Source organism: Kineococcus sp. NBC_00420 (assembly GCF_036021035.1).
GTDB lineage: Bacteria > Actinomycetota > Actinomycetes > Actinomycetales > Kineococcaceae > Kineococcus.
The window spans coordinates 3,017,008-3,041,148 of the sequence record NZ_CP107930.1; the positions used below are offsets into that span (position 1 = coordinate 3,017,008).

At 72.4% G+C, this 24,141-nt stretch carries 24 protein-coding genes; 12 read left to right on the plus strand and 12 right to left on the minus strand.

Annotation, left to right across the window (positions count from 1 at the left end; all coding sequences use genetic code 11):
• Positions 1 to 11: 11 nt before the first annotated feature.
• On the minus strand, positions 12 to 1,373 hold the full coding sequence (locus OG218_RS14805) for an APC family permease (protein WP_328293993.1): 1,362 nt from the start codon (positions 1,371 to 1,373) through the stop codon (positions 12 to 14).
• 11 nt (positions 1,374 to 1,384) lie between these two features.
• Entirely contained in the window at positions 1,385 to 3,115 is a 1,731-nt protein-coding gene (locus tag OG218_RS14810; protein WP_328293994.1) for an amidohydrolase, read from the minus strand.
• Positions 3,116 to 3,298: 183 nt separating this feature from the next.
• On the opposite strand from OG218_RS14810, the gene OG218_RS14815 reads away from it, so the two are divergent.
• Entirely contained in the window at positions 3,299 to 3,868 is a 570-nt protein-coding gene (locus OG218_RS14815; RefSeq protein ID WP_328296245.1) for a TetR/AcrR family transcriptional regulator, read from the plus strand.
• Here OG218_RS14815 and OG218_RS14820 read toward each other — a convergent pair.
• Together OG218_RS14820 and OG218_RS14825 are read right to left on the minus strand one after the other, a co-directional pair.
• The gene (locus tag OG218_RS14820; RefSeq protein ID WP_328293995.1) at positions 3,865 to 4,245 is read right to left on the minus strand and encodes an ATP-binding protein; all 381 of its coding nucleotides are present in this window, start codon (positions 4,243 to 4,245) and stop codon (positions 3,865 to 3,867) included. The two genes, OG218_RS14815 and OG218_RS14820, sit on opposite strands and share 4 nt — an antisense overlap.
• A 192-nt stretch (positions 4,246 to 4,437) precedes the next feature.
• On the minus strand, positions 4,438 to 5,055 hold the full coding sequence (locus OG218_RS14825) for a TMEM165/GDT1 family protein (RefSeq protein WP_328293996.1): 618 nt from the start codon (positions 5,053 to 5,055) through the stop codon (positions 4,438 to 4,440).
• Positions 5,056 to 5,201: 146 nt separating this feature from the next.
• On the opposite strand from OG218_RS14825, the gene OG218_RS14830 reads away from it, so the two are divergent.
• The 4 genes from OG218_RS14830 to OG218_RS14845 all read left to right on the plus strand — a co-directional run bounded on the left by OG218_RS14830 (position 5,202) and on the right by OG218_RS14845 (position 8,238).
• On the plus strand, positions 5,202 to 6,089 hold the full coding sequence (locus OG218_RS14830) for an Fpg/Nei family DNA glycosylase (RefSeq protein WP_328293997.1): 888 nt from the start codon (positions 5,202 to 5,204) through the stop codon (positions 6,087 to 6,089).
• Between the two features lie 64 nt (positions 6,090 to 6,153).
• On the plus strand, positions 6,154 to 7,254 hold the full coding sequence (locus tag OG218_RS14835) for a glycerophosphodiester phosphodiesterase family protein (protein ID WP_328293998.1): 1,101 nt from the start codon (positions 6,154 to 6,156) through the stop codon (positions 7,252 to 7,254).
• Between the two features lie 146 nt (positions 7,255 to 7,400).
• Positions 7,401 to 7,655 (plus strand): hypothetical protein, encoded by a 255-nt coding sequence (locus OG218_RS14840; RefSeq protein WP_328293999.1) that lies wholly within the window; start codon positions 7,401 to 7,403, stop codon positions 7,653 to 7,655.
• Between the two features lie 79 nt (positions 7,656 to 7,734).
• Positions 7,735 to 8,238 carry a hypothetical protein gene (locus OG218_RS14845; protein ID WP_328294000.1) on the plus strand — a complete coding sequence of 168 codons (504 nt, stop codon included), beginning with the start codon at positions 7,735 to 7,737 and terminating at the stop codon, positions 8,236 to 8,238.
• 45 nt (positions 8,239 to 8,283) lie between these two features.
• On the opposite strand, the gene trpS is transcribed toward OG218_RS14845, so the two are convergent.
• From trpS to OG218_RS14865, 4 genes are all read right to left on the minus strand, one after another.
• Complete coding sequence (trpS, locus tag OG218_RS14850) at positions 8,284 to 9,366, minus strand: tryptophan--tRNA ligase (RefSeq protein ID WP_328294001.1); 1,083 nt, start codon at positions 9,364 to 9,366, stop codon at positions 8,284 to 8,286.
• A 281-nt stretch (positions 9,367 to 9,647) separates the two neighbouring features.
• Entirely contained in the window at positions 9,648 to 10,679 is a 1,032-nt protein-coding gene (locus OG218_RS14855) for a cell wall-binding repeat-containing protein (protein ID WP_328294002.1), read from the minus strand.
• Positions 10,680 to 10,714: 35 nt separating this feature from the next.
• Complete coding sequence (locus tag OG218_RS14860; RefSeq protein WP_328294003.1) at positions 10,715 to 11,650, minus strand: ferritin-like domain-containing protein; 936 nt, start codon at positions 11,648 to 11,650, stop codon at positions 10,715 to 10,717.
• Between the two features lie 192 nt (positions 11,651 to 11,842).
• On the minus strand, positions 11,843 to 12,358 hold the full coding sequence (locus OG218_RS14865) for an SSI family serine proteinase inhibitor (protein WP_328294004.1): 516 nt from the start codon (positions 12,356 to 12,358) through the stop codon (positions 11,843 to 11,845).
• Between the two features lie 230 nt (positions 12,359 to 12,588).
• Between OG218_RS14865 and OG218_RS14870 the strand changes: the two genes are divergently transcribed.
• The gene (locus OG218_RS14870; protein WP_328294005.1) at positions 12,589 to 14,631 is read left to right on the plus strand and encodes a HelD family protein; all 2,043 of its coding nucleotides are present in this window, start codon (positions 12,589 to 12,591) and stop codon (positions 14,629 to 14,631) included.
• A 17-nt stretch (positions 14,632 to 14,648) separates the two neighbouring features.
• Here the strand turns inward: OG218_RS14870 and OG218_RS14875 are convergent, their stop codons facing one another.
• Positions 14,649 to 15,587, minus strand: a complete 939-nt coding sequence (locus OG218_RS14875) for a ribose-phosphate diphosphokinase (protein WP_380162290.1) — start codon at positions 15,585 to 15,587, stop codon at positions 14,649 to 14,651.
• A 61-nt stretch (positions 15,588 to 15,648) separates the two neighbouring features.
• Here OG218_RS14875 and OG218_RS14880 point away from each other — a divergent pair, with 61 nt between their 5' ends.
• Positions 15,649 to 15,996: a rhodanese-like domain-containing protein gene (locus OG218_RS14880; protein ID WP_328294007.1), complete on the plus strand. Its 348-nt coding sequence runs from the start codon at positions 15,649 to 15,651 to the stop codon at positions 15,994 to 15,996.
• Here OG218_RS14880 and OG218_RS14885 read toward each other — a convergent pair.
• Both OG218_RS14885 and OG218_RS14890 read right to left on the minus strand, forming a co-directional pair.
• On the minus strand, positions 15,975 to 16,688 hold the full coding sequence (locus OG218_RS14885; protein ID WP_328294008.1) for an alpha/beta fold hydrolase: 714 nt from the start codon (positions 16,686 to 16,688) through the stop codon (positions 15,975 to 15,977). The two genes, OG218_RS14880 and OG218_RS14885, sit on opposite strands and share 22 nt — an antisense overlap.
• A gap of 61 nt (positions 16,689 to 16,749) precedes the next feature.
• A complete protein-coding gene (locus OG218_RS14890) occupies positions 16,750 to 17,697 on the minus strand; it encodes a glucosyl-3-phosphoglycerate synthase (RefSeq protein WP_328294009.1) in 948 nt (315 codons plus the stop codon).
• A 276-nt stretch (positions 17,698 to 17,973) separates the two neighbouring features.
• Here OG218_RS14890 and OG218_RS14895 point away from each other — a divergent pair, with 276 nt between their 5' ends.
• From OG218_RS14895 to OG218_RS14915, 5 genes are all read left to right on the plus strand, one after another.
• The gene (locus tag OG218_RS14895; RefSeq protein ID WP_328294010.1) at positions 17,974 to 18,402 is read left to right on the plus strand and encodes an ATP-binding protein; all 429 of its coding nucleotides are present in this window, start codon (positions 17,974 to 17,976) and stop codon (positions 18,400 to 18,402) included.
• Between the two features lie 112 nt (positions 18,403 to 18,514).
• The gene (locus OG218_RS14900) at positions 18,515 to 20,641 is read left to right on the plus strand and encodes a SpoIIE family protein phosphatase (RefSeq protein ID WP_328294011.1); all 2,127 of its coding nucleotides are present in this window, start codon (positions 18,515 to 18,517) and stop codon (positions 20,639 to 20,641) included.
• Positions 20,642 to 20,650: 9 nt separating this feature from the next.
• A complete protein-coding gene (locus OG218_RS14905) occupies positions 20,651 to 21,403 on the plus strand; it encodes a glycosyltransferase family 2 protein (protein WP_328294012.1) in 753 nt (250 codons plus the stop codon).
• Positions 21,396 to 22,835, plus strand: a complete 1,440-nt coding sequence (locus OG218_RS14910) for a hypothetical protein (RefSeq protein ID WP_328294013.1) — start codon at positions 21,396 to 21,398, stop codon at positions 22,833 to 22,835. Before OG218_RS14905 ends, OG218_RS14910 begins: the two co-directional genes overlap by 8 nt.
• A gap of 192 nt (positions 22,836 to 23,027) precedes the next feature.
• Positions 23,028 to 23,429 (plus strand): helix-turn-helix transcriptional regulator, encoded by a 402-nt coding sequence (locus tag OG218_RS14915; protein ID WP_328294014.1) that lies wholly within the window; start codon positions 23,028 to 23,030, stop codon positions 23,427 to 23,429.
• 9 nt (positions 23,430 to 23,438) lie between these two features.
• On the opposite strand, the gene OG218_RS14920 is transcribed toward OG218_RS14915, so the two are convergent.
• Positions 23,439 to 24,119, minus strand: a complete 681-nt coding sequence (locus OG218_RS14920; RefSeq protein WP_328294015.1) for a PAS domain-containing protein — start codon at positions 24,117 to 24,119, stop codon at positions 23,439 to 23,441.
• Positions 24,120 to 24,141 lie beyond the last annotated feature (22 nt).

Genomic DNA, 24,141 nt, shown 5'->3' on the forward strand with positions numbered 1-24,141 from the left:
CGTCGTGCGGTTCAGTCGGCGTCCTGCAGTGCCAACGGTGCGGGCGGTCGGCGGAACCCCCGGGTCTTCACCCCGATGTAGACGAGACCCAGCCCCAGCCAGACGAGTCCCAGTTCCTTCGCGTGCGCGTCGATGCCCACCCACAGGACGACCGTCACCAGCACGCCGAGACCCGGGAGCACCAGGAACTTCAGGACGTCCGCACCGTGGCGGCGTCCGCCCCTGACGAAGTAGTGGTTGATCGCGGCGTAGTTGACCAGCACGAACCCGGTGATGGCGCCGAAGCTCACGAGCGAGGCCGCCCCCAGCAGGTCGTCCGCGTAGAAGATGGCTGACAACGAGATGACCGACGTGGCGAGGATGTTGCGCACCGGGGTCTGGAAGCGTGCGTCGACCCGCCCGAAGAACCGACGCGGCAGCACGTCGTCCCGGCCCATCCCGAGCAGGACCCGGGAGACGGCCGCCACCGCAGCCATCGCGCAGACGATGGTGGACACGTTGTCGACGACGAGGAAAGGGACCTCGATCCAGGACGTCCCGGTGTGCGCGATCAGTTCCAGGATGCCGACGTTCGGGTCCACCATGTCGCTGACGGACGTGGGCCAGGCCGTCTGCAGGAGGTAGGCCATGACCGCGAACCCGGCGCCGCCTCCGACGCACACGATCATCACCGCTCGCGGCACCGTCTTCCTGGGTTCCACCGTTTCCTCCGCGAAGGTGGAGACCGCGTCGAAACCCAGGAAGGACACGGCGAGGACGGACGCTCCCCGCAGGACGTTTCCGGTGTCGAAGGTGTCGGGGTTCACGAGAGCGTGGGTGTCGATCAGTCCGGTCGTTCCCTGGGCCCGGAGGATGACGACGACGAGCACGATCGCGAACACCGCGCTGAAGACGACCTGCGCGACGACGACGGCGATGTTGATGCGACCGGCGGCGCGCACCCCGATGACGTTGAACACCGCGACGAAGACCGCACCCGCGACGACCCAGAGCGCGACGGGAACCCCCGGCACGAAGGCGTTGAGGTAGGTGCCCAGGAGCAGGTAGCAGATCATCGGGAGCAACAGGTAGTCGAGCAGCATCACCCAGCCGGTGAAGAACCCCAACCAGGGGTTCACCGACCTCTGCACGTACGTGTACGCCGAGCCCGCGACCGGGTGGGCACGCACCATGAGGCTGTAGCTGTACGCGGTGAAGGACATCGCGACGGTGGTGATGAGCACGGCCAGGGTCTGCATCCCCCCGGTCAGGTCGCTCGTGATGCCGAACTGGTCGAACACCACGGTGGGTGCGAGGTACGCCAGCCCGAACACGACCAGGTAGCGCAGGTTGAGGACGCGGCGCAGTGCCGGAGTTCGGGTTTCGACGGTCACGAGGGTCTCCTTCACACTGGGGTGGCGCCGGAGCGGGACGGTGCGGGCGATTCCGTGCCGAACGGGAGGGAGCCGGCGACGACGGTCCCCTCGAAGACCACCGCGTCGACCGTGACCTCGGACAGCCGGCTCGGGTCGACCGTCAGCGGGTCCTCCCCGAGCACGACGAGGTTGGCCAGCTTCCCGGGGGTCAGCGATCCCATCCGGTCGTCCAGGCGGAGTTGCCGGGCGGCGTCGAGCGTGTGTCCCCTGAGCAGGACGTCGGGACCGAGGCCTGCGTCCTCCGGAGGCCGTACCCCGCGGGGGTACCGGGAGGCGTCGAGCGGGAACTCGGGGTCGACGCGCGTGGCGGCGACCTGCATCCCGAAGAGCGGGGAACCCCGGTGGGCCTCGTACTGCGTCACGGTGTCGCTGCCGAAGGTCAGCGTGGCGCCGCTGGCGACGAACTCGGTGAACCGGTACATGCGGTTCCAGCGTCCGTCGCCGAGGTGGGCGCGTCCTTCCTCGCCGAAGTACCCTCCGGACCAGTGCGGCGTCCAGTTGACGATGATCCCGAGTTCCGCGGGCCGGTGCATGTCCGCGGGGTCGACCAGTTCGCAGTGGGCGAGCGTCACCTGCGTGCGCCAGGGAGTCCCGGTCGCGGCACACGCCGTCCGGGCGGCGGCGACGGCGTCGCAGGCTGACCGGAAGGAGCGGTCGCCGACGAGGTGGACGTGGAGGTCCGTCCCGTCGTCGTTGCAGGTCAGGAGGCAGGACGTCAGCTCCTCCGTCGACATCGCCATCTCGCCGAGCTCGTGCCCGTTCCCCGCTCGGCACAGCGGTTCGAGCACGGCGCTGTTGCCGCTCTCGTTGGTGCCGTCCAGCATGAGTTTGAGGGTGCGGACGCGGATGCGGGCACCTCCGTACCGTTCGTGGTACTCGTGCGCCTTCTCGAGGGCGGTGGGGAGTTCCCGCAGTTCCCGGAAGACCACCGCACCCTCGTAGTAGAGGTCGAGCTCGCCCCGGCGGTCCAGTTCCTGCGCGGCCGCGAGGACCTCGTCGTCCTCCAGGATGGCCTCGAACACGGCCGTCACGCCGTTCGCCGTCAGCTGGTCCAGCACGGGGGCGAGCAGTTCGGGGGTGATGTGCTCCGGCGGCCTCCAGCCCAGTCGGTCGTACATGGTCTCCAGGAACGGGAGGTGGGCGAACTCGCGCAGCAGACCGGTGGGTTCGCCGTCCTCGTCGCGGACGAACACCTGCAGCCCGGGGATGGGATCGGGCGTCCGGGCCGTCACCCCCATCAGTTCCAGCATCCGGCTGTTGACCCAGTGCTCGTGATCGCTGAAGTCGGTGCAGAGGACGGGACGGTCGTCGACCACTCGGTCCAGCAGCTCCTTCGTGGGCTGACCTGCCGGGAACAACGTGCTGGGGTAGTACTCGAAGTACAGGTAGGGGGCCTCGTCGCGGGGGTGCTCGGCGGCGTAGCGTCGTACGAACTCGAGGAGCTCCTCGGCGTCGTGCGTCCACGGCAGGGTCGTGTGCCAGGCGCTGCGGGAGATCATGGCCGGGTGGGCGTGCGCGTCGACGAATCCCGCGACGATCGTGCGTCCGCCCAGGTCCACCGTGTCCGAACCCTCGGGTGCGTCCCACGAGTCCGCCGCCCCGACGAAGGCGATGTGCTCGCCGTCGATGACGATGGTGTCCGCGTGCGGTCGTTCGGGGTCGGAGGTGTGGATGTTCGCGTTGCTGAGGATCAGGCTCACGGCAGTGGTCCTTCGTCGGCTCTGGGGCACTCGCCCGGCTCGCGGTTGCGTGCATTTAGTCAGAAGTGACGAAGTTCTACAAGGGGTTCGGGGAGATCGGGGAGAGTGGTGGGCACACGAGGTGCAGCGGGGTCGCGACAGGCGCGAGCTCACGAGAGGAAGGGCCAGGTCCTCGCGGCCGCCGTGCAGGCCATGGCCTCCCACGGCTTCCGTGGTGCCACGCTCGAGGTGATCGCGGACACGGCAGGGCTGGCCCGCGGTCACGTCCGCTACATCGCGGGCAACCGGGAGGACCTGCTCATCGAGGCCGCTCGCTACTTCTACTTCGGGGAGGCGGCCCTGGCCCTGACCGACCTGGCGGAGCTCGCCGCGGTGGCGCCCCTGGTGCCCACGGGCTCGGACCTCTCGGCCACCTTCGACTACCTGTTCGGAAAGTTCGCGGTGCCCGGTGTCGAGAACGCCGCGGTCAACGCCTTCGTCGACGCCGGTCGGACCATCCCGGCCATCCACGACATCGTCTCCGCGGCTTACCAGGGTCTCGAGGGGTCGATCCGCGCGGCGATCGTCCGTGATCGGCCCGGTGTCGAGGAGGCCGCCGTCGTCCCCGTCGTCTACGGGGTGCTCACCATCGCGCTCGGCAACAGCTACCTCAGTGACGTCCCGGAGCTGGGACGACGTCAGGCCGACGCGCGAGCGGCCGCCGAACAGCTGGTCGGGGTGCTCGCACGAGGGGCAGCGCCGACGGACGGCTAGGACCCGGAGAGCTCGAACCAGACGGTCTTGCCGAGCGGGCCGACGGCGAGGTCGGTCCCCCAGCGGCTGGACAGCATCTCGACCATGGCCATCCCGCGTCCGCTCTCGGCGTCGGCGCGCTGCGAGCCGATCAGCGGCATCCCGCCGCCGTTGTCGGAGACCTCCACGCGCAGCGAGGCGCCGTTGACGCGGTCGAGGGCCACCAGCACCATGCCGTCACCGTGGATGACGGCGTTGGTCACGACCTCGCTGGCCAGCAGCAGCGCCGCTTCGACGGTGTCCTCCTGGATCTCGTCGGCCGCGACCCAGGGCGCGCACCACTCCGTGATGAGCCACCTCGCGATGCCGACCGACCGGGGGTTGGGTGGGAGGACCACGCGGAACAACGGTCCTCGACCTCCCCAGCCCCGAACGACACCCCGCCGAGGTCCCTCCACGGCGCTCCAGCCCCACGCATGTGAGCAGAGTCATCGATGCGTGACACACAGTCAATCACTCGGGTCGCCGCTTGTCCGAACGCAGGCGGAACTCGTGTCTCGACCCAGCGCCGTCACAGGGGCCCCACGGGCTCAGACCGGCAGGTCGACGCCCACCACCTCGAGGACGGTCAGGACCGCCAGGACGGTGCAGACGACCCCGCCGATCCGGCTCACCGTGGCGACGCTGAGCCGCTTCACCACCGTCGCCCCGATCGCCGCGGCCAGCCCGGACACCACGAGCAGTGCGGCCCAGGAACCGAGGAACACCGAGACCGGGTCGTCGTAGCGGGCGGCCAGTCCGGCGGTGAAGAGCTGCGACAGGTCGCCCCACTCGGCCAGGAAGACGACCCCGAAGCAGGCCAGGACGGCGCGCACCCCCGACTTCCCGCCCGTGACCTTCTGCTCGTACTCCTGCAGCGCGTCCGCCTCGGCCTGCTGCGCCTTCGCCGCACCGCGGAAGAGGGTGAAGGCGCCGACGGCGAACAGCAGCGCCGCCACCGCCGCGACCGGCCGTTCGGGCAGCTGGGCGAGCAGGCGTCCGGCGACGACGGCGATGAGGCACTGCACGGCGAAGGCGAGGCCGACCCCGATCCAGGCCGTCAGCGGCTTGAACCGGGTGGCGAGCACGAGGGTCGCCACGAAGGTCTTGTCGGGCAGCTCCAGCAGCAGGATCGGCAGGAAGCTGGCGGCGAAGACGGCGGGATCCACGGGTTTCCTCTCAGGGGGCAGCGGCCATGAGAGCACGTCCGCCGCGAGCCACGACAACGCCAGAACCACAGTTCTGCGGACCGTCGAGCACGGTTGCGGTGCGACGAAACCTGGCCGCGCGGTGGCCGGTCCACCACACTGGGCGGGTGCCGGAGCTCCCCGAGGTCGAAGGGCTCGCCGCCTTCCTGCGCGAGCGGATGACGGACCGCGTCGTCGCCCGCGTCGAGGTCGGCGCCCTCAACGTGCTCAAGACCTACGACCCGCCGCCGACGGCGCTCGGTGGACTGCTGGTCAGCGGCGTCGAGCGGCACGGCAAGTGGCTCGACATCGACGTCGACGGGATCCACCTCGCGATCCACCTGTCCCGCGCGGGTTGGGTGCGCTGGTCCGACGCCCTGCCGAAGGCGCCGCTGAAGCCCAGCGGCAAGAACTCCGTCGCGTTGCGGGTCCGGCTCGCCCCCGAGGGCGACGAGGACCCCGAACGCCCGCCGGGGTTCGACCTGACCGAGGCCGGCACCCAGAAGCGGCTGGCCGTGCACGTCGTGAAGGACGTCCAGCAGGTCCCGGGGATCGCCTCGCTGGGGCCCGACCCCCTCGACGACTCCTTCGACCTGGCGGCGTTCGCGGCGCTGCTGAACGGTTCGCGGCAGCAGGTCAAGGGGCTGCTCCGCGAGCAGTCGGTGCTCGCGGGGGTCGGGAACGCCTACTCCGACGAGGTGCTGCACGTCGCGAAGCTCTCCCCCTACGCGATCGCCGGGAAACTCCCCGAGGCGGAGGTGGAACGGCTCCACACCGCGTTGCGGACGACGTTGCGGGGCGCCGTCGCCGAGGCCGGCGGTCGACCCGCCCAGGAGCTCAAGGACGCCAAACGGGCCGGCATGCGCGTCCACGGACGGACGGGTCTGCCCTGCCCGGTCTGCGGTGACACCGTGCGCGAGGTCTCCTTCGCCAACCGCTCCCTGCAGTACTGCGCCACCTGCCAGACCGGCGGCAAACCCCTCGCGGACCGCAGGATGTCCCGCCTGCTGAAGTGAGTTCCCCCGGAGTCCACCCAGACCCCCCTGTGCGGGACGGGCCCGGGAGGAGTTCACTGCGGGCATGACGCGACGCAGCGCAGCCCCCACCCGTCGTTCCGTCCTCACCACCTCCGCCGTCCTCGGCGGGCTCGCGGTGGTCCCCGCCACGGCCACGACCGCCTCGGCCGCCCCCGACCACGGCTGGCCGACCCCCTTCGTCGTCGGCCACCGCGGCGCCTCCGCCTACCGTCCCGAGCACACCACGGCGTCGTGGGAACTCGCGGCCCGGATGGGTGCGGACGTCGTCGAACCCGACCTGGTCCCGACGAAGGACGGCGTCCTGGTCTGTCGGCACGAACCGGAGATCTCCGGGACCACCGACGTCGCCGACCACCCGGAGTTCGCCGACCGGTCGGCGACGCGGACCATCGACGGGATCGTGTACACCGGCTGGTTCACCACCGACTTCACGCTGGCCGAGCTCCGCACGCTGCGGGCGAAGGAACGCCTCCCGCAGATCCGTCAGCACAACACGATCTACGACGGGTCGTGGCGGGTCCCCACGTTCCGCGAGGCCCTGCGGCTGCGGCAGCGCCTGTCCCGCGAGCTCGGCCGCACGATCGGGATCGTCCCGGAGATCAAGCACTCGACCTACTTCCGTTCCCTCGGGTTCGACGTCGAGGCGCAGGTGGTGGCGACGCTGAACTCCACCGGCCTGAACTCCGCCGACGCGCCGGTCGTCGTGCAGTCCTTCGAGCTGACCAACCTGCAGCAGTTGCGCTCGGCCTACGGCCTGCGGACGCCCACGGTGTTCCTCACCTCGGAGACGGGTGCCCCCGCCGACCTCGTCGCGGCCGGTGACCCCCGCCAGTACGCGGACCTGCTGATCCCCTCGGCCCTGCGCGAGCTCGCCACGTTCACGGACCAGATCGGTCCGTCACTGGTGCAGGTGACGCGGGGACTCGTCGACGACGCCCACGCGGCGGGCCTGGAGGTCGTGCCGTACACCTTGCGACCCGAGAACACCTTCCTGCCCGAGCAGTACCGCGACGGCGACGACCCGACGGCCTGGGGCCACGTGCTCGACTACGCGCAGGCGTTGTTCGACACCGGGATCGACGGTCTGTTCACCGACGCCCCGGACATCGGGGTCCTCGCCCGCGACCGGTTCCTCGGACGCTAGACCCACGCCCTGCGGGGGAGGGTCCTCCTGCGGGAGTACCAGCGGTTCCACCCGCGGTCCGATGCGCCCGCACAGCTCCGTCCCCGATGCTCGAGGTGTTCGGTTCGAGTGGTCGAGCGACGGGGGAGGCGTGGGGGATGGGTATCGTGACGAGCATTCTCGTCGGGGTCGTGGTTCCGCTGGGAACGCTGGTTCTCGCCGTCATGGCCGCTGCGGGTCGAGCCGCGCGTGAGGGGAGGGGCGACGGGCTGCTGCTCGTCGCCCCGCGCGGCGCCGAGTTCGGCGACGCGACGCGGATCGTCCTGCGCGCCGCCCGCGAGGAGGCGGGACCGTACGCGGAGGTCGTCCACCTGGACGAGCACCGGACGCGTCGCGCGGACAGCTCGCACGAGGCCGCCTGAACCCCGCTGACAGGATGACCGGTGTGCGGATCGCCGTCGGTCAGGTCGTGTCCGGCCCCTTCGCGGCCGGGGGCCGGCGGTGAACGACCTCGAGGTCCGTCCCGTCGACCGGGCGGAGCACGACGTCGTGGCCTGGTTGTGGCAGTGCTTCCGTCACGACCTCGCCCTCGTGGTCTCCGCCCTCCCGTACCCCGACGGCCGCTACCAGACGCAGGGTCTGCCGTCCGGTGCGGACGGGGACGTCGCGACGTACCTCGCCTGGCGACCGCACCCGAGGACCGGGGAGGCGGCACCGGTGGGTTTCGCGGTCGTGGCGGGGTCGACGGGGGAACGTCGTGCGGTGACGGCGTTCTGGGCCGCGCCGGTCGCCCGTCGTGACGGGGTCGGGCGCCGGCTGGCCCTCGACGTCCTCGGCCGGCACGCGGGACCCTGGGACGTCGTCTTCCAGCACGACAACCTCACCGCCGGACGGTTCTGGCGCCGGATCGCCGACGAGGTGTTCGGGCCGGGTGGGTGGCGCGAGGAGGAGCGGGAGGTTCCCGGCCTTCCGCAGGAACCCCCGGACCACTGGATCACCACCTGACGTGCCGCCGGGGCGGGAACCCTGGGCGGGGAGCGTCCGAAGGGATCAGTACGTCATCCCCATCGCCTCCCGCACCCGCTGCAGCGTGGCGTCCGCGACCTCGTTCGCGTGCGCGTTCCCGGCGGCGAGGACGGCGCGCAGGTGGTCGTCCGCTCCCGCCAGCTCGCGACGGCGGGCCCGCAGCGGTCGCAGGTGTTCGTTCACCGACTCCGTGACCAGGTGCTTCAACGCGGCCGAACCGCCGTCGCCGATCTCCTCGGCGAGCCCCTCGGGGGGACGGCCGCAGCACAGCGAGGCCATCAGGAGGAGGTTCGCGACCTCGGGACGGTGCACCGGGTCGTAGCTGATCCGGCGCTCGGTGTTGGTGCGGGCGCTGCGGACCAACCGCGCCGTCTCGTCCTCGTCGGCCCGCAACGGGATGGAGTTCCCGGCGCTCTTGCTCATCTTCGCGCCGTCGGTCCCCAGCAGCAGCGGTGCGGCCGAGAGGAGGGCCTCGGGTTCGGGGAACACCTGGCCGTAGCGCTCCCCGAAGCGACGGGCCACGAGGCGTGCGGTCTCCAGGTGCGGCAACTGGTCCTGTCCGACCGGGACGAGGTTCGCACCGCAGAACAGGATGTCGGCCGCCTGGTGGACGGGGTAGGTCAGCAGCAGCCCGTTGGGTCCAGCTGCGCCGGAACCCCGGCGGGTGGCCGCCGCGGTCTCGGCCCTGACCGTGGGGTTCCGCTGGAGTTCCGCGACGCTCACCAGGCTGAGGAAGGGCAGCACCAGCTGGTTCAGCGCGGGAACGGCGCTGTGGGTGAAGACGGTCGCCCCGGGAACCCCGGAACCGTCGCGCACGGACAACCCCGCGGCCAGGTGGTCGAGGAGCACCTCGCGGACGTTCCCGCGGACGTCGCCGACGGAATCGCGGTCGGTGATCACCTGGTAGTCGGCGATCACGACGAAGACCTCGATCCCGGCCGTCTGGAGGCGGACCCGGTTGGCGAGGGTTCCGACGTAGTGGCCGAGGTGCAGGGGACCGGTGGGGCGGTCGCCGGTCAGGACGCGGAAACGTCCGGGATCGGCGAGCAGGTCGTGTTCGAGTTCGGCGCTGCGTCGTCGCGCGACGTCGATGGAGGTGGTGGACAACGGGAACTCCCGGGGACGGGAGCCACCCACCGCACGTGTGCCACCCCGTGGCCCCGACCGCCGGTGGGCGGCTCGGGACGTGGAGGGTCGCGACAGCCGCCTTACGGCGACTGCCACCCGGTGCACGGGGTCGTGGACACGCTGCGACGGTACCCGCTTCGCGCCTCCCGCGGTAAGGGTTTCCCCTCGTGCTGCGGCCGGACGCAGATCGCCCCCCTCGTCCGCGCCGAGGCGGTGGACGAAGGGGGCGACTGACGTGGGTGTTCGTGGAGCGGGTGGGACTACTGGACCGCTGCGGTCGCCGCGTCCGCGGTGGCCTGCGGCACCGACGGGGTTCCGCCGAAGATCCATCCGGTGCCCGGGAGGACGTAGTTGCCCTTCTTCGCGACCAGGTAGGCCTTCGTGCTGTCGCCCAGGGAGCCGTCGAAGCCGGTGAAGACGAGCGACACCCCGTAGGAACCCGCGACCGGGGCCGCGGCGAGCGCGTCGGCCGCGGTGGCGTCCGTCCCGCCGACGAGGGCCACGCTCTGCGGGTCGAAGTTGTCGTTCGCGATGACGTCGTCGGCGATCTTGGTGGCCGTCTCCTGGCGGTTCGCACCGCCGAGGCGCTGGGTCCCCGCGACCTGGGTGTAGACGGAGTCGGAGACCGACGTCGAACTCCCCAGCACGACCCGGTTCGTCGTCCCGAGTTCCTTCAGGGCGTCCGCGGTCGCGGCCGGGACGCTGTTCGGGTCGGTCAGCAGGATCGGGTAGTTCCGGGCCCACGCGACCGGTCCGGCGGCGAGGGCGTCGGCGGTGGAGAGCCCGCTGGCGATGAACACCTGTTCCGGTGCGTCACCGGAGTCGTCGGCCTCCGCGACCAGGGCGGAGGTCTCGTAGCGGTCCGCGCCGGCGAGGCGGTGCACGGTCTTGCCCGCTGCCTTCCAGGCGTCCTCCTGGGCCTGCGAGACCCGGTTGGTGCCGCCGACGATCCAGACGTCGGTGGCCCCGAGACGCGCGATCTCGGTCGCGGTGGAGGCCGGCACGGCGTTCGTGTCGGTGTAGAGGATCGGGGCGCTCTTCAGGCCCGCGAGGTAGGACGCGGTGAGGCCGTCGACGGTGGCGTACCCGTTGACGATGACGATGTCGCTCGCCGTGTCGTCGGTGGGGTAGAGCAGCTTCGAGGCGGCCACGGCCGTCGCGAAGCGGTCCGCGCCCGAGATGCGGTGGTCGAACTTGAAGCCGGTGGCCGCCTGCGCGGGCAGGGCGACGGAGACGGTGGTGCCGAGGCCGACGAGCACGGCGACACCGGCGGTGATGACGGATCTCTTCACGGTGTTCTTCTTTCGAGAGGTCGAGGGGGACAGGGTCAGCTGGTCTTGAGGTCGCCGTTGAGACCGGCGGGGTAGAACCCGCCCTTGCTGACGCCGGTGCCCGGGGTCAGGTACACGATGTTGAGGACTTCCTGCGGCGAACGGCTGAACGCGATCGAGTTCGCGTCGGTCGGGACGAGGTTCGCGCGCCCGGACGCACCGGTCGTGATGCCCTGGTCCTTGTCCGCGCCGGCCCCGTCGAGGGAGTCGCGGGCGTCGGAGATGGCGTTGGTGGGGGTGGAGAGGCCGTTCTCGTACAGCAGGGTGCGCACGATGCCCGCGTGGTACGCCTCGACGGCGAGGATGCCGGCCGCGGCCTCGAGGTAGTCCTTGTTCTGGATGAGCGGTGCCGCGCCCTTGTAGGCGGTGACCCCGACGTCTTCGAAGAGGAACGCCCCGAGCAGGAAGAACGCCTCGGAGGAGAACGGGTCGAAGGTCTCGCCCTGCTTGATGACCCCGGCGGCGACGGCCGCACCGGTGAAGGAGTTCTGCAGGTCGATCGTCGGCCGTGCGACGGCGGCAGCCCCGAGGTTCGCACGCAGGAACTTCACGTGGGCGATCTCGTCGTTGGCGATCTCTTCGGCGTAGTAGCGCATCGACTTGCTCTTGAAGGGCACCCGGTGCCCGCCGGTGACGCCACCCATGGTGCCGGTACCGGTGGCCATGGCTTCGGACAGGCCGTGGCCGTAGGCGGCGAAGCAGTAGAACTCGGCTTCGAGGTATTCCAAGTTGAGGGCGAAGTTGAGAACCGTGCCGTCACTGATGGGGTCGCCCGGGGCGGCTTCCGCGGGGGCGGCGACGGAAGCTCCGACGAGGCCGGCGCCGACGGTGCCGGCGGACAGCAGGCCCATGCCGCGCAGGAAGTTCCTGCGGTCGGCGGGGGTCTCGGAACTGCGGTTGATCATGTCGACGATGAGAGACTTCTTGAACATGGGCAGCCTTAGAGTCAGGGCGCCGTCCTTGGCACCGGTGCTCGACGCGGCAGGTGTCACGTCGTCGTCTTCGGACATCAGACGTTCGGTGCCGGTCGTGCCCTGGATGGGTACGGCTCAACACGTTCTGAGGTCGCCTCAACACACCTTGCCCTGACCGCGCTCTTTTCGCTACTCCTTGTGATCAATTGCCTACATCGCGCCAGGAGAGCCGCCGGGCACCGATCCCGGCTGCAGGAGCGGGGCGAGGCGGTCCCAGCGGGCGATCTCGCACCCGTCGGTCCGCACGAAGCGGGCGTCGACGCTGACGCCGTCCCAGGTCCCCTGGACGGTCGCGACCTGCGGACCGCCGTAGATCATCGTGCAGGCCATGTCCTTGTCGACGGGTGCCCACGGGTCCTTCGCCGCGGCGATCGCCGCGCAGGCGTTCGTGGCGTCGGGGTGGTCGCCCGAGACGGTCCCGTCGATCGAGCAGGCCAGCTGCCAGGTCTGGCGGGTGCCGTTCCCGTCGTCGAGGGCGACGGTCAGCGACCTCTCGGCGGGGGTCGTCGTCGCCGACGGACCGGACGGGCTCGAACTGCTCATCGTGGGACTCCCTGCCTGTTCCTGTCCGCAACCGCCGAGGACCGCGAGACCGGCCAGGGCGATCGCGGCGAGACCGCCCCGTGCTGCCGGGACGGCCCTGCGGGCCTTCGTTCGTGCGGTCACCCGGGTACGACGCGGCGTGGCCGGCGCCGGTTCCCGCCGGTGCGACACGCGGGCGGTGACAGGGCCGCACCACCACCGTAGGCTGGGGCTTTTGACCACTTCCGGGAATTCTCAGAACCACCACGTTCATCATCCCGCGAACGGTGTCGAGATCACAACGTTGTTGTCCCGCAGCGATTCCGGCAGAATCAGTCGGCTCTCACGAACCGGGTCGAGCTTCAGGAGGAACCGTGTCCGACCACGACGGCGTCCTCGCCGCCGAGCAGTCCCACCTCGACCACGCCCGTGCGGAACTCGCCCGCATGCGCGAGCACACGCTGTCCCTCGTCCCCGACGGTGGGGACGCCATCGCCGACGAGGCCCTCGCCTGGGCCCTGCACCGCCGCGCCCTCAGCCTCGTCGACGACCCGTCGACGACGCTGTTCTTCGGTCGCACCGACCACGACGACGGCCAGCGCCTGCACATCGGGCGCCGCCACGTCACCGACTCCCACGGCGACCCCGTCGTCATCGACTGGCGCGCCGACGTCTCGCGCGGCTTCTACCGGGCCACCCGCGACGACCGCGCGGGGGTGCGATTGCGCCGCCGGTTCGGGGTCGAGGAGGGCCGGCTGACGGCCTACGAGGACGAGCACCTCGTCGACCGGCACGAGCAGGACCACTCCAGCGCCATCCTGGCCCGCGAGATCGAGCGCCCACGCTCCGGCCCCATGCGCGACATCGTCGCCACCATCCAGCCCGAGCAGGACGCCCTGGTGCGCGCCGACGCCCAGACCACGGTCTGCGTCCAGGGGGCCCCCGGAACCGGGAAGACGGCCGTCGGTCTGCACCGCGCGGCGTGGTTGCTCTACGCCCACCGCGAGCGCCTGACCCGGCAGGGCGTGCTGGTCATCGGGCCGAACCGGGCGTTCCTGTCGCACATCTCGGCCGTGCTGCCCGCGCTGGGTGAGGTCGAGGTCGAGCAGCGCACCGTCACCGAACTCCTGACCGTCGCGGGCGACGGGCGCAAGGAGGTGCGGTTGCGCGGTGAGGAACCCCCCTCGGTGGCCACGCTCAAGGGGGACGGGCGGATGGCCGAGGTGGTGCGCCGGGCGGTGTGGTCGGTCGTGGGCGACCCGGCGCAGGTCCTCGAGAGCGGGGCCGTCGTCGTCACCCGCGGGTCGCGGCGGTGGCGGGTCCCCGGCTACCTCGTCAAGGACCTCCTGCACGAGCTGACCCACCGCGGGATCCGCTACGAGGCCGCGCGAGCCCTGCTGCCGCAACGGCTCTCGCACGCCGTCCTGCAGTTGTTCGAAGCGGCGGGGGACTCCCCGGACGACGTGGTGCAGGACGCCGTCGCCCGCAGCGCCGAGGTGAGGAAGGCCGTGAAGCTGCTGATGCCGGCCCAGGACGCGGCGAAGGTGCTGTGGCGGCTGCTGTCCGACCGCGAGTTCCTCGTCGCGAACTCGCAGGACCTGCTGACCGGGGCCGAACGCGACCTGCTGCTGTGGCCGAGACCCCCGCGCACCGCGGGGACCGCGAAGTGGACGGCCGCCGACAGCGTCCTCCTCGACGAGATCGGCGACCAGCTGCAGCGCACCCGGTCCCGCGCACACGTCGTCCTCGACGAGGCGCAGGACCTCTCCGCCATGCAGCTGCGCGCCGTCGGCCGGCGCTGCAGCACGGGTGCGGCGACCGTCCTCGGCGACATCGCCCAGGGGACGACACCGTGGTCGGCGAGCAGCTGGGACGACGTGCTCGGCCACCTCGGGAAACCCGACGGCAGCCTCGAGGTCCTCGACCGGGGTTTCCGCGTCCCCTCGGCCGTCATCGACTACGCGGCGAGACTGCTGCCCCGCATCGCTCCCGACCTCTCCGTCCCGACGTCGGTGCGTGACGACCCCGGGCGCCTCGACGTCCTCGAGGTTCCCGACCCGGTGGCGTGGTCGGCGACGGTCACCGCGCAACTGCTGGCCGAGGAGGGTTCCGTCGGTGTGGTCGTGGCGGCGAACTCGCTCGAGGCGGTGGCCTCGACGTTGACCGCGGCGGGGGTCGAGTTCTCCCGGCTCGACGAGGTCGTCGAAGGTGATGTGCAGCAACGGGTGTCGCTGGTCCCGGCGAGCCTGGTCAAGGGTCTGGAGTTCGACCGGGTGCTCGTCGTGGAACCCGCCGACATCGTCGACGGGGAACCCGACGAGCGCACCGGCCTGCGCCGCCTCTACGTGAGCCTCACCCGCGCGGTCACCGCGATGGTGGTGCTGCACTCCCGGGAACTCCCGCCGGAACTCGCCTGACCGGCGACCCCGGGTGGTCAGTGCTGGAACAGGGCGCTGACGGACTCGCCTTCGTGGATGTGGCGGATCGCGGTCGCCAGCGCCGGGGCCACCGAGATGACGGACAGCCCGGGGCGCGGGCCGCCGCGCAGCGGCACGGTGTCGGTGCAGACGACCTCGTCGATGTCGGGGTGCTTGATGAGGCGGTCGAGGGCGTCGCCGGCGAAGATCCCGTGGGTGCAGGCCACCCGGATGCTGGCGACCTTCAGCTCCTTCAGGCGGGCGACGAGCTCGAAGACGGTGCTGCCCTTGGCGATCTCGTCGTCGAGGACGATGACGTCCTTGCCGGTGACCTCGCCGATGACGTTGGCGATGACGACCCGGTCGTCGGGGAAGCGCTGCTTGGCGCCGGCGGCGACCCCGCAGCCGAGCATCCGTGCGAAGGCGGCCGCGGGTTTCGCGTAGCCGAGGTCCGGGGAGACCACGACGGTGTTGGAGAGGTCGTCGCCGTCGAAGTGCGTCGCGAGCTGGTGCAGCGCGTGCAGGTGGTCGACGGGGATCCGGAAGAACCCGTGGACCTGCGGGGAGTGCAGGGTCATCGCGAGCACGTGGTCGGCGCCGGCGGTCTCGAGCAGGTCCGCCACGAGGCGACCGCCGATCGAGATGCGGCCGGCGTCCTTCTTGTCCGAGCGCGCGTAGGCGTAGTGCGGCATGACGGCGGTGACGCGTCCGGCGGAGGCGTGCTTAGCGGCGTCGAGCATGAGCAGCAGCTCGACCAGCGCCTCCTGCACCGGGGGGACCAGCGGCTGGATGATGTAGACGTCGCGCTGGCGGCAGTTGGCCTCGAGCTGGACCTCGAGGCAGTCGTTGGAGAAGCGGCTCACCCGGGTGGGGGAGAGGGCGATGCCCATCTCCGCGGCCACCGCCCGGGCCAGCTCGGGATGGGCCGAGCCACTGAAGAGGGCGATGTCTCGCAGGCTGTCACGCACGAGGCGCCACGCTAGCCCCCGTCGTCCCCGGGCGACGTAGGGTCGGGGCATGACCGACTCGAACACCTTCGACGTCGACGGGGTCCGCACCACCACGGTGACGGACCTGGCCGACGACGCCGTGATCATCGACGTCCGTGAGGACGACGAGTGGGAGGCGGGCCACATCCCCTCCGCCGTGCACATCCCGATGGGCCAGGTGCCGCAGCGACTGGGGGACCTCCCCGACGGTGAGCTCCACATCGTCTGCCGCTCCGGCGGCCGCTCGCGCCGGACGACGGAGTGGCTGCAGCGCAACGGCTACGACGCCGTCAACGTCGACGGCGGGATGTCGGCGTGGGCCGAGGCCGGCCGCGGCATGGAGTCGAGCTCCGGTCAGGAGCCGTTCGTCCGCTGAGCCACCCGCTCGAGCAGGCCCCGCAGCAGGTCGTTGACCTCCGCGGGCCGCTCGAACGGCGGGGAGTGCCCGCAGTCCAGGACGTGCAGCTCGGCGTCGGGCAGCAGTCGCGTCGCCCGTTCGGCGTCCGCGACCGGGCGGGCGACGTCGTGCAGGCCGTGCATCACCAGCGCCGGGACGTCGAGGCCGCGCAGCGCCTGGCTGACGTCGAGGGCCTGCTGGCTGCGCAGCGCCTGCACGGCGTGCTCGGGCTCGATCCGGGCGGGGTACCCGAGCAGCAGCGAGCGCAGCGGTTCGTCGGGCGGCTTCGCCACCGAACGGGCCAGGAAGCTCGCGAAGAACTCCGGGCCCCACCCGGTGAGGACCCGGTCGATGACCCGGCTGACGTCACCCTGCGTGCGCATGTGTGCGCCGGTGTCGCAGAGCGCGATCCCGCGCAGCCGCTCGCCGAGGGCCTGCCCCGCGAGCGCCGCGACGACTCCGCCGGTGGAGTGGCCGAACAGGACGACGGGACCGGGGACGAGCGCGGCGACGCGCGACGCGACGGTGCGCAGGTCGTGCGGGGGTGGGTCCTCCAGCCAGCCCACGGTGCGGACGTCGACTCCCAGGTCCCGCGTGCACTCCGCGTAGGCCGCCGGGGGGCACAACGTCCCCGGGACGCAGACGAGGGTCACGCGGTCGAGCGGTGGCACAGGAGGAACCCTAGGACCGGACGACCGGTCTCCCGCAAGGACCCGCCCCCGCGGGGGAGGGTCAGGAGACCTTCGCGGTGCGCCGGGCGTAGCCCGCGACGGTGTTCATCGGGGGACGTTCCGCGGTGTCGAGGACGTGGGTGACGGGGGCGTAGTGGCCGTAGCCGTCGCGGGCGAACTGGGTGATCGAGGGCGCGTCGGAGCGCTCCCCGGAGGCGCGCTGGTGCACGACGTGGGTGATCTGGGTGGCCATCCGGCCCAGGGCCGCGGTGTCCTGGTGGCTGTGCTGGCGGCGGCCGAGGTCGACCTGGGCGATCGCCGGGAGTCCGCGCAGTTCCAGGGTGTCGATGAGCATGGCGATCTCGACGCCGTACCCGCCGCAGAAGGGGATCGCCTCGAGCAGGCGGCGGCGCCCGGCGTACTCCCCGGCCAGGGGCTGGACCATCCCGGCCAGGTCCGGGTAGAAGCGGCTGATCAGCGGTCGGGCGACGAGTTCGGTGACCCGACCGCCCGAGGTGGACCCGGCGCCCTCGAGCGGGCGGTCGTAGCAGCCCTTGACCAGCTCGACCGTGGGGTCGGTGAGCAACGGGCCGAGCAGGCCGGTGACGAGCTGCGGCTGGGGGTCCACGAGGTCGGCGTCGACGAAGACGACGACGTCGCCGGTGGTGACCGCGAGGGACTTCCACAGGACCTCGCCCTTGCCGGGGCGGGACCCGACCTCGGGCAAGACCTCGTCGCGGTGGTGGACGGTCGCGCCGGCCTCGGTGGCGACCCGTGCGGTGTCGTCGGTGGAGCCGGAGTCCATGACGATGATCTCGTCGACGAGACCGGTGTCGTGGGCCAGTCGGTGGACCATCCGGACGACCCGCCCGACGGTGGCCTCCTCGTCGAGGGCGGGCAGCACCACGCTGACCCGGGTGCCGGCCTTCTGGGCGCGGAGGCGGTCGATGGGCCAGTCCCGCGCACGGGACGTCGACCTGTCGAACCAGGTCTGCACGGGCAGCTTCACGACGACCTCCAGTGGGCAGCAACGGATCTCACCGTCGCACGAGGTCGTCCGGGAAGGACACCCGCCGACGGGGAAGTTCACCTGGCCGTCACACGGGACCCCCGCAGACCCGGTGACGTTTCGGCCACGTTGCGGCGGGGAGTCCGGCAGGTCTCCGGGTGTCCCGTTCCGCGGGGCCGTGGAGTCCCAGGTTTGACTTCCCCGGACCCCGGGTACCCGTGGCTCGGTCAGACAGGGACGCGACGAGAGGGAACCATGCCGACGGGAGCACGACCCGTGCCGGCCACGCACTGGGCGACCTTCGCCCACGACGCGGCGTCGGTGCCACGGGCACGACACGTCGTCCGGGGTGTCCTCGACGGGGCGGGTCTCGACGAGATGGCCACGGCCGAGATCGAGATCGTCCTCTCGGAGATCGTGGGCAACGCCATCCGGCACGCCCGGCCCCTCGGCGACGGCGCCATCCACGTGCAGTGCGAGATCACCGTCGAGGTGCAGCCGCACGTCGAGATCGCCGTGACCGACGGCGGCTCGCCCGGTCGGATGGTCCACCAACGCGTCGCGGGGGAGTCCGACACCAGCGGTCGGGGGTTGTTCATCGTCGACGGCCTCGCCGACGAGTGGGGTGTCGTGGAGAACCTCGAGAACCTCAGCCGCACGGTGTGGGCCTCCTTCGGCGGTCCGACGAGGCATCACCCGCACTGACCCGTTCGGTCACTCCCTGCCGCTGATCGACCACCCAGCGCGGATGGTTCGGCTACGGTTCGGTCACGATCGGGCACCGGCCGGATCGGTGACCCGGACCGGAGGCGACTGCGTGGACTCGTCGGCGGCCATCCCTGCCCTCGAGCGACTGCACCGCACCGCCACCGAACTCGCCGCGGCGCTCGACGTCCGAGAAGCCGTCACCGCCGTGCTGCGCACCGGGCGCGACGTCCTCGCCACCAGCACCTGCGGGGTCTCCCTGCTCGACGAGACGGGGACCGTCCTGGTCCCGCAGCTGCCCGCCGAGGGCGACCTCACCGGCCTCGGCGTCGGACGGCCCGTCCCGCTGGCCTCCGCGACGCCCAGCGCCGAAGCGGCCCGCACGTCGCGTCCGGTGCTGCTGCACGACCGTGCCGAGCTGGCGGCCCGCTTCGGGGGCGGACCCGGCGGGCTCAACGACAGCGTCCTGGCCCAGGGCGAGCACTCCTGGGCGATGTACCCGCTGCTGGCTCGCGGGAAGCTCGTCGGCGTCCTCCGGTTCGGCTTCACCCGCGAGGGGTCCCTCGACGGGGAGCAGCAGGTCTTCGCGGCCACCCTCGCCGGGCAGTGCGCCCTCGCCGTCGAACGGGCCAGCCTGCTGCGCGAGGCCCGGATCTCCGAACGTCGCTACCGGACCCTGGCCGAAGCGGGGTCGCTCGACGTGTTCACCGTGCGCCCGGGGCACGGCGTCACCGGGACCATGCCCGGTTGGACCGCGCTCACCGGCCGCGCCGACGTCGGCGGCCGGGCCTGGCAGCACGACGTCCACCCCGACGACCTGCCCGCCGTCCTGCGGACCTTCCGCGACGCCGTCGCCGCGCGCTCCGGGACCCGCTTCCGGTTCCGGATCGCGACCCCCGACGGCTGGCGGACCCTCGCCGCCGTCGCCGTCCCCGTGCTCAGCGAGCCCACCGCCCCCGACTCCGAGGTCCTGGAGTGGGTCGGGTCCCTCGACGACGTCACCGACCGGGCCCGCGCCACCCGGCGCACCCGCACCCTGCAGGCGCTGACCGCCGCGATCGCCACCGCCACGACCTACCCGGAGCTGCTCGACGCCGTCCTGCGCGTCTGCCTCGACGGCCTCGGAGCCGTCCGCGCCACCGTCCTCCTCGCCGACGGCGAGGGGTCGGCCCTGAGCCTGCACCGCATGCTCACCGACCGCGAGCGCCGTACCGGGCAGGTGCCCGAGGTGACCCTCGAGCAGCTCACCGCCTTCGCGGGGGCCAGCGGGCGCTACCTCGTCGGGGCGCGCGGGATCGCGGGCCTCTCCGACGTGGTCCGCGGGAACTTCGAGGCCGCCCACGCCGCCGGCGAGACCGCGTGGGCGGTGCTGCCGCTGGCCACCCGTCGTCGTCGCCTCGGGACGCTGACCCTCGGCTTCACCGAACCAGGGGTCGACGACGAGGAGGAGCGGGAGTTCCTGCTCGCCTTCGCGGGGCAGGTCTCCAGCGCCCTGGAACGGATGCAGCTGCTGGAGACCGAGCGCGACCAGGCCACCGTGCTGCAGGAGGCGTTGCGGCCCGGCCCGTTGCCGGACGTGGACTGGCTCGCGACGCACCGCTCGGCGACGACGAGCGCGGGGGTCGAGGTCGGCGGCGACTGGGCGGAGATCATCCCGTTGAGCGGTGACCGGGTCGCCGTCGTGCTCGGTGACGTCATGGGCCGGGGGGTGCGCGCGGCGACGGTGATGGGCGAGGTCCGCACCCAGGTCCGCACCCTGGCCCTCATCGACCCGCACCCCACGGCGGTGCTGCGCGGCCTCGACGCCTGCGCTGCCGCGGGCGGCGGCGAGGACCTCGTGACGATCTTCTACGGCGTGCTGCACCGCGACGGCCGGTTGTCGGCGGCCAGTGCCGGGCACCTGCCCCCGTTGACGTGCAGCGAGGGCCCGCACTACCTCGACGTCCCCCCGGGGGTGCCGATCGGGGTGGAGGGCGACCCGCGCCGCGACGTCCTCGACGTGCGGCTGGCGCCGGGCAGCGCGCTGGTCGTGTTCTCCGACGGGCTGGTCGAGACCCGCACGCGGTCGCTGACCGAGGGGCTGGCGGAGGTGCTGGGGCACTTCCACGACCAGGCGTACGGCACGCCGGCCGAGATCGTCGAGGCGCTGGTCGCGCAGATGGTCGAGACCGGCGAGACCGGCGACACCGGTGGGGCCGCGGACGACGACGTCACGGTGCTCGGCCTGCGGCTGCGCTAGTTTCGCCGGGTGCCACCCCTGAGCCCGTCCCCGACCGTCGCGGTCGTGATCCCGGCCAAGGACGAGCAGGACCGGATCGCCGCCACCGTGCGCGCGGTCCGTTCGCTGCCCGACGTCGACCTCGTCGTGGTCGTGGACGACGGGTCGGGTGACGCCACGTCGAAGGCCGCGCGCGACGCGGGGGCGCTCGTCGTCGCCCACGCCCGCAACCGCGGCAAGGCCGCGGCGATGCAGACCGGCGCCCGCGCCGTCGCGGAGTTCGAGGCGGCCCGCCCGCGCGAGGGGCTGCGCGCCCGTCCGCTCCTCTTCGTCGACGCCGACCTCGCCGACAGCGCCGTGCGGACCTGGCCGCTGGCGCTGCCCGTGCTGGCCGGGGCCGCGGACATGACGATCGCGGTGCTGCCCCGCCAGTCCACCGCCGGGGGCGGGCACGGGTTCGTCGTCGGCCTGTCCCGCAAGGGGACCGTGGCCGCCGCGGGCTGGTCGCCGGAGCAACCGCTGTCGGGGATGCGCTGCCTGACCCGGGCCGCGTTCGAGGCGGCGTTGCCGCTGGCCCCGGGCTGGGGCGTCGAGACCGCGCTGACGATCGACCTGCTGCGCGCGGGGTTCCGGGTGCGCGAGGTGCCCTGCGACCTGCACCACCGGGTCACCGGCTCCGACTGGCGCTCGCAGCTGCACCGCGCGGCGCAGTACCGCGACGTCGCCCGCGCCCTCGGACGGCGCCGCCTCGCCGACGTGCTCCGTCGCGTCACTGGTGTCTGAGCGACCGCTGACCCCGGTGCGCCTCGCCGGCGGGTGTCTGGTCCTGTCCCTGCTCTGCTGGGCCGCCGTCGCGCTCGCCGGCCCCTCCGCCGCCGTCCCCCCGCTCGGGAGCGGCGCCGGGTCCTTCGACCTGGGCCTGCGGCCGTCGTCGGGGCTGGTGACGGCGCTGCTGGCCGCGTCCGTGCTGTCCGGGGGCGGTGCGCTGCTCGCCGGCTGGCGGGCCGTGGCCCGGGGGTGGCACCCGCGCCGGTTCGTGCTCGTCGCGCTGATCGGCGCGGTGCTGTTCACGCTGCTGCCCCCCGTCGGTTCCGCCGACCACCTCAGCTACGCCGCCTACGGCCGGATCGCGGCGCTCGGCGGCGACCCCTACAGCCAGCCGCCGGACACCTTCGCCGGCGGGCACGACCCGGTGACCTCCGCGGTGCGCGACCCGTGGCGCTCCACCACCTCCGTCTACGGCCCCGTCGGGGCGCTGCTCATGGCGCTGGCCTCCCTCGGGGGCGGGGACTCCGTGCGCACGACGGTCTCGTGCTGGCAGGTCCTGCTGCTGCTCGCGTGGCTCGCGAGCGCCCTGGCGCTGCGGGTCGCGGTGCGCGACCCGCAGCGGCGGGCCCGGGCCCAGCTGCTGTGGACCGCGAACCCGCTGCTGCTGACCGTCGGGCTCAGCGGCGCCCACGCCGACGTGCTCGCCGGGACCGCGGCGCTCGCGACCCTGCTCGCGGCGCGTCGCCACCCGTTCTGGGCGGGGGTGGCGCTCGCTGTCGCCGTCGGGACGAAGCTGCCCTACGGCGCGGTGGCCCTCGGGGTGCTGCTCGCCGCGCGGGCGGGCGGGTACCTGACCCGCGGGTGGCTGCTGCGGGGTGCGGCGGGGGCGTTGCTGCTGCTGGTCCCCGCGCACGTCTGGGCGGGCCCGCACGCCTACGACCAGACCCGCACCGCGAGCCGCTACGTCTCGCTGGCCACGGTCTGGCGCCCGCTGGTCGAGGCGGGGATGCCGCGCGGGTGGCTGCTGCCGGGGATGGTGCTGGTGATGGCGGCGGTGGCGTTCGCCTGGTGGCGCCTGCTGGTGCGCGGTGACGCCCTGACGCGGGCGGCGGGGGTGAGCACGGTCCTCGCCGCCGGGTACCTGCTGGGGACGGCCTACGAGCTGCCCTGGTACGACCTGCTGCTGTGGGGGCCGCTGGCCCTGGCCCTCGCGGCTCCGTCCTCGACGGGGGTGCTGACGGGGGTGCTGACGGGGAGGTTGACGCTGCTCGCGCTGGCCTACGTGCCGGGGCTGGTGGACGGGATGAGCCCGTCCGTCGAGGCGCTCACCCTGGGCTACCGCAAGGAGGTGGGTCCGTGGGTCTCGTGGAGCGCGCTGGTCGTCGTCCTCGTCGTGGGACTCCTCCTGCGCCGGAGGGCCCCGCGAGGCGACTCTGTGGGACATTGAGGGGAAGGCTCACCGTGCCTCCTCCGGGGTCCTCGACGGTTCATCCGGTCGGGTGGTGTTTTGACAGCGGGGTTCAGAACGGTCGGTCACACCCCGAACGTTTCAGAACGGAGTGAGCCGCTCCCGTGCGACACCGGCACCACAGCGAGCCAGGACCAGTGGACCAGCGGCGTGAAGAGGTAGAACACCAGGATGGAGCAGAACAACGTGGCGGTCGTCGACGGCAACCGGGTCCAGGTCCCCAACGACTGGTGGGGCGACGTCCTGCGGACGGTCGCGGACGGCGACCGCCGGATGATCGTCGAGGACGCGGCGGGCAACCGCTTCGTCGTCGTCTCCGAGGCCCGCTACCGCGCCCTCGAGGAGGCCGGGCGCGGAACCGCCCCCGCCCGCCCCGGGGTCAGCCTCACCGCCCGTGAGCAGGAGATCCTGCAGATGATCGCCGACGGGTGCCCCGGATCCGTCGTGGCCGAGCGCCTCGGCCTCGCCCCCAACACCGTCGCCCAGCACCTCGCCTCGGTGCGTCGCAAGTACGGCGTGCGCTCCTCCGCCGCCGCCGCCGCGGTCGCCCGCCAGGACGGTCTCATCTCCTGACGCCCCGGGTCAGGGGCTGGGCATCGTGAAGCCCACGACCTGCTCGGTCCCCCCGTCCTCCCCGGCCAGGGCGTGGCCCACGGTCGAGACCCACAGGACGCTGCCGTCCTCGTGCAGGACCCGGAACCGCATGCTCAACGACGCCTGCTTCTCGAACGCGTGACGCGTCGCGTCGGCCACCAGCCCCACGTCCGCGGGGTGCACGTTGCGCATCGACTCCGCCCACGGCAACCGGTGCTGCCGCGCGGGGAACCCCAGCAGTCCGCTCACCCGCTCGTCGAGGTCGATGACCGGGGGGTCGACGTGCATCGCGAACGCCCCGGACGGGGTCTGCGGCAGTCCCCGCGTCGCCGCCCACGCCGCCATCGCCAGCGGGTCCACCGTCGCCACCGCCAGGTCGACCCGGGCCCGCAGCTCGGGGGGGAGCTCCGTCAGGACCGCCTCGCCCACGCTGCTCGTCGCGAGCAGGCGGACGAGCAGGTGGAAGGGGATGGCGTCCCCCTGCACCAGCAGGCCGGCGGTCCGGCCGTGGTCGTCGTCGAGGGCCAGGGCGTCCACCAGCTCGGTGGTGCGCGGGTCGGGGCCCGGGGGGAGGTCGTCACCCCAGAGCGCCTCCAGGTCCGCGCGCACCTGCTCCGCGCGTCGCCGGACGTGGTGCTCCCGGGACAGGCTCTCGTCGATCGTGCTCACCCCTGTCGTCGTGGTGCGTCAG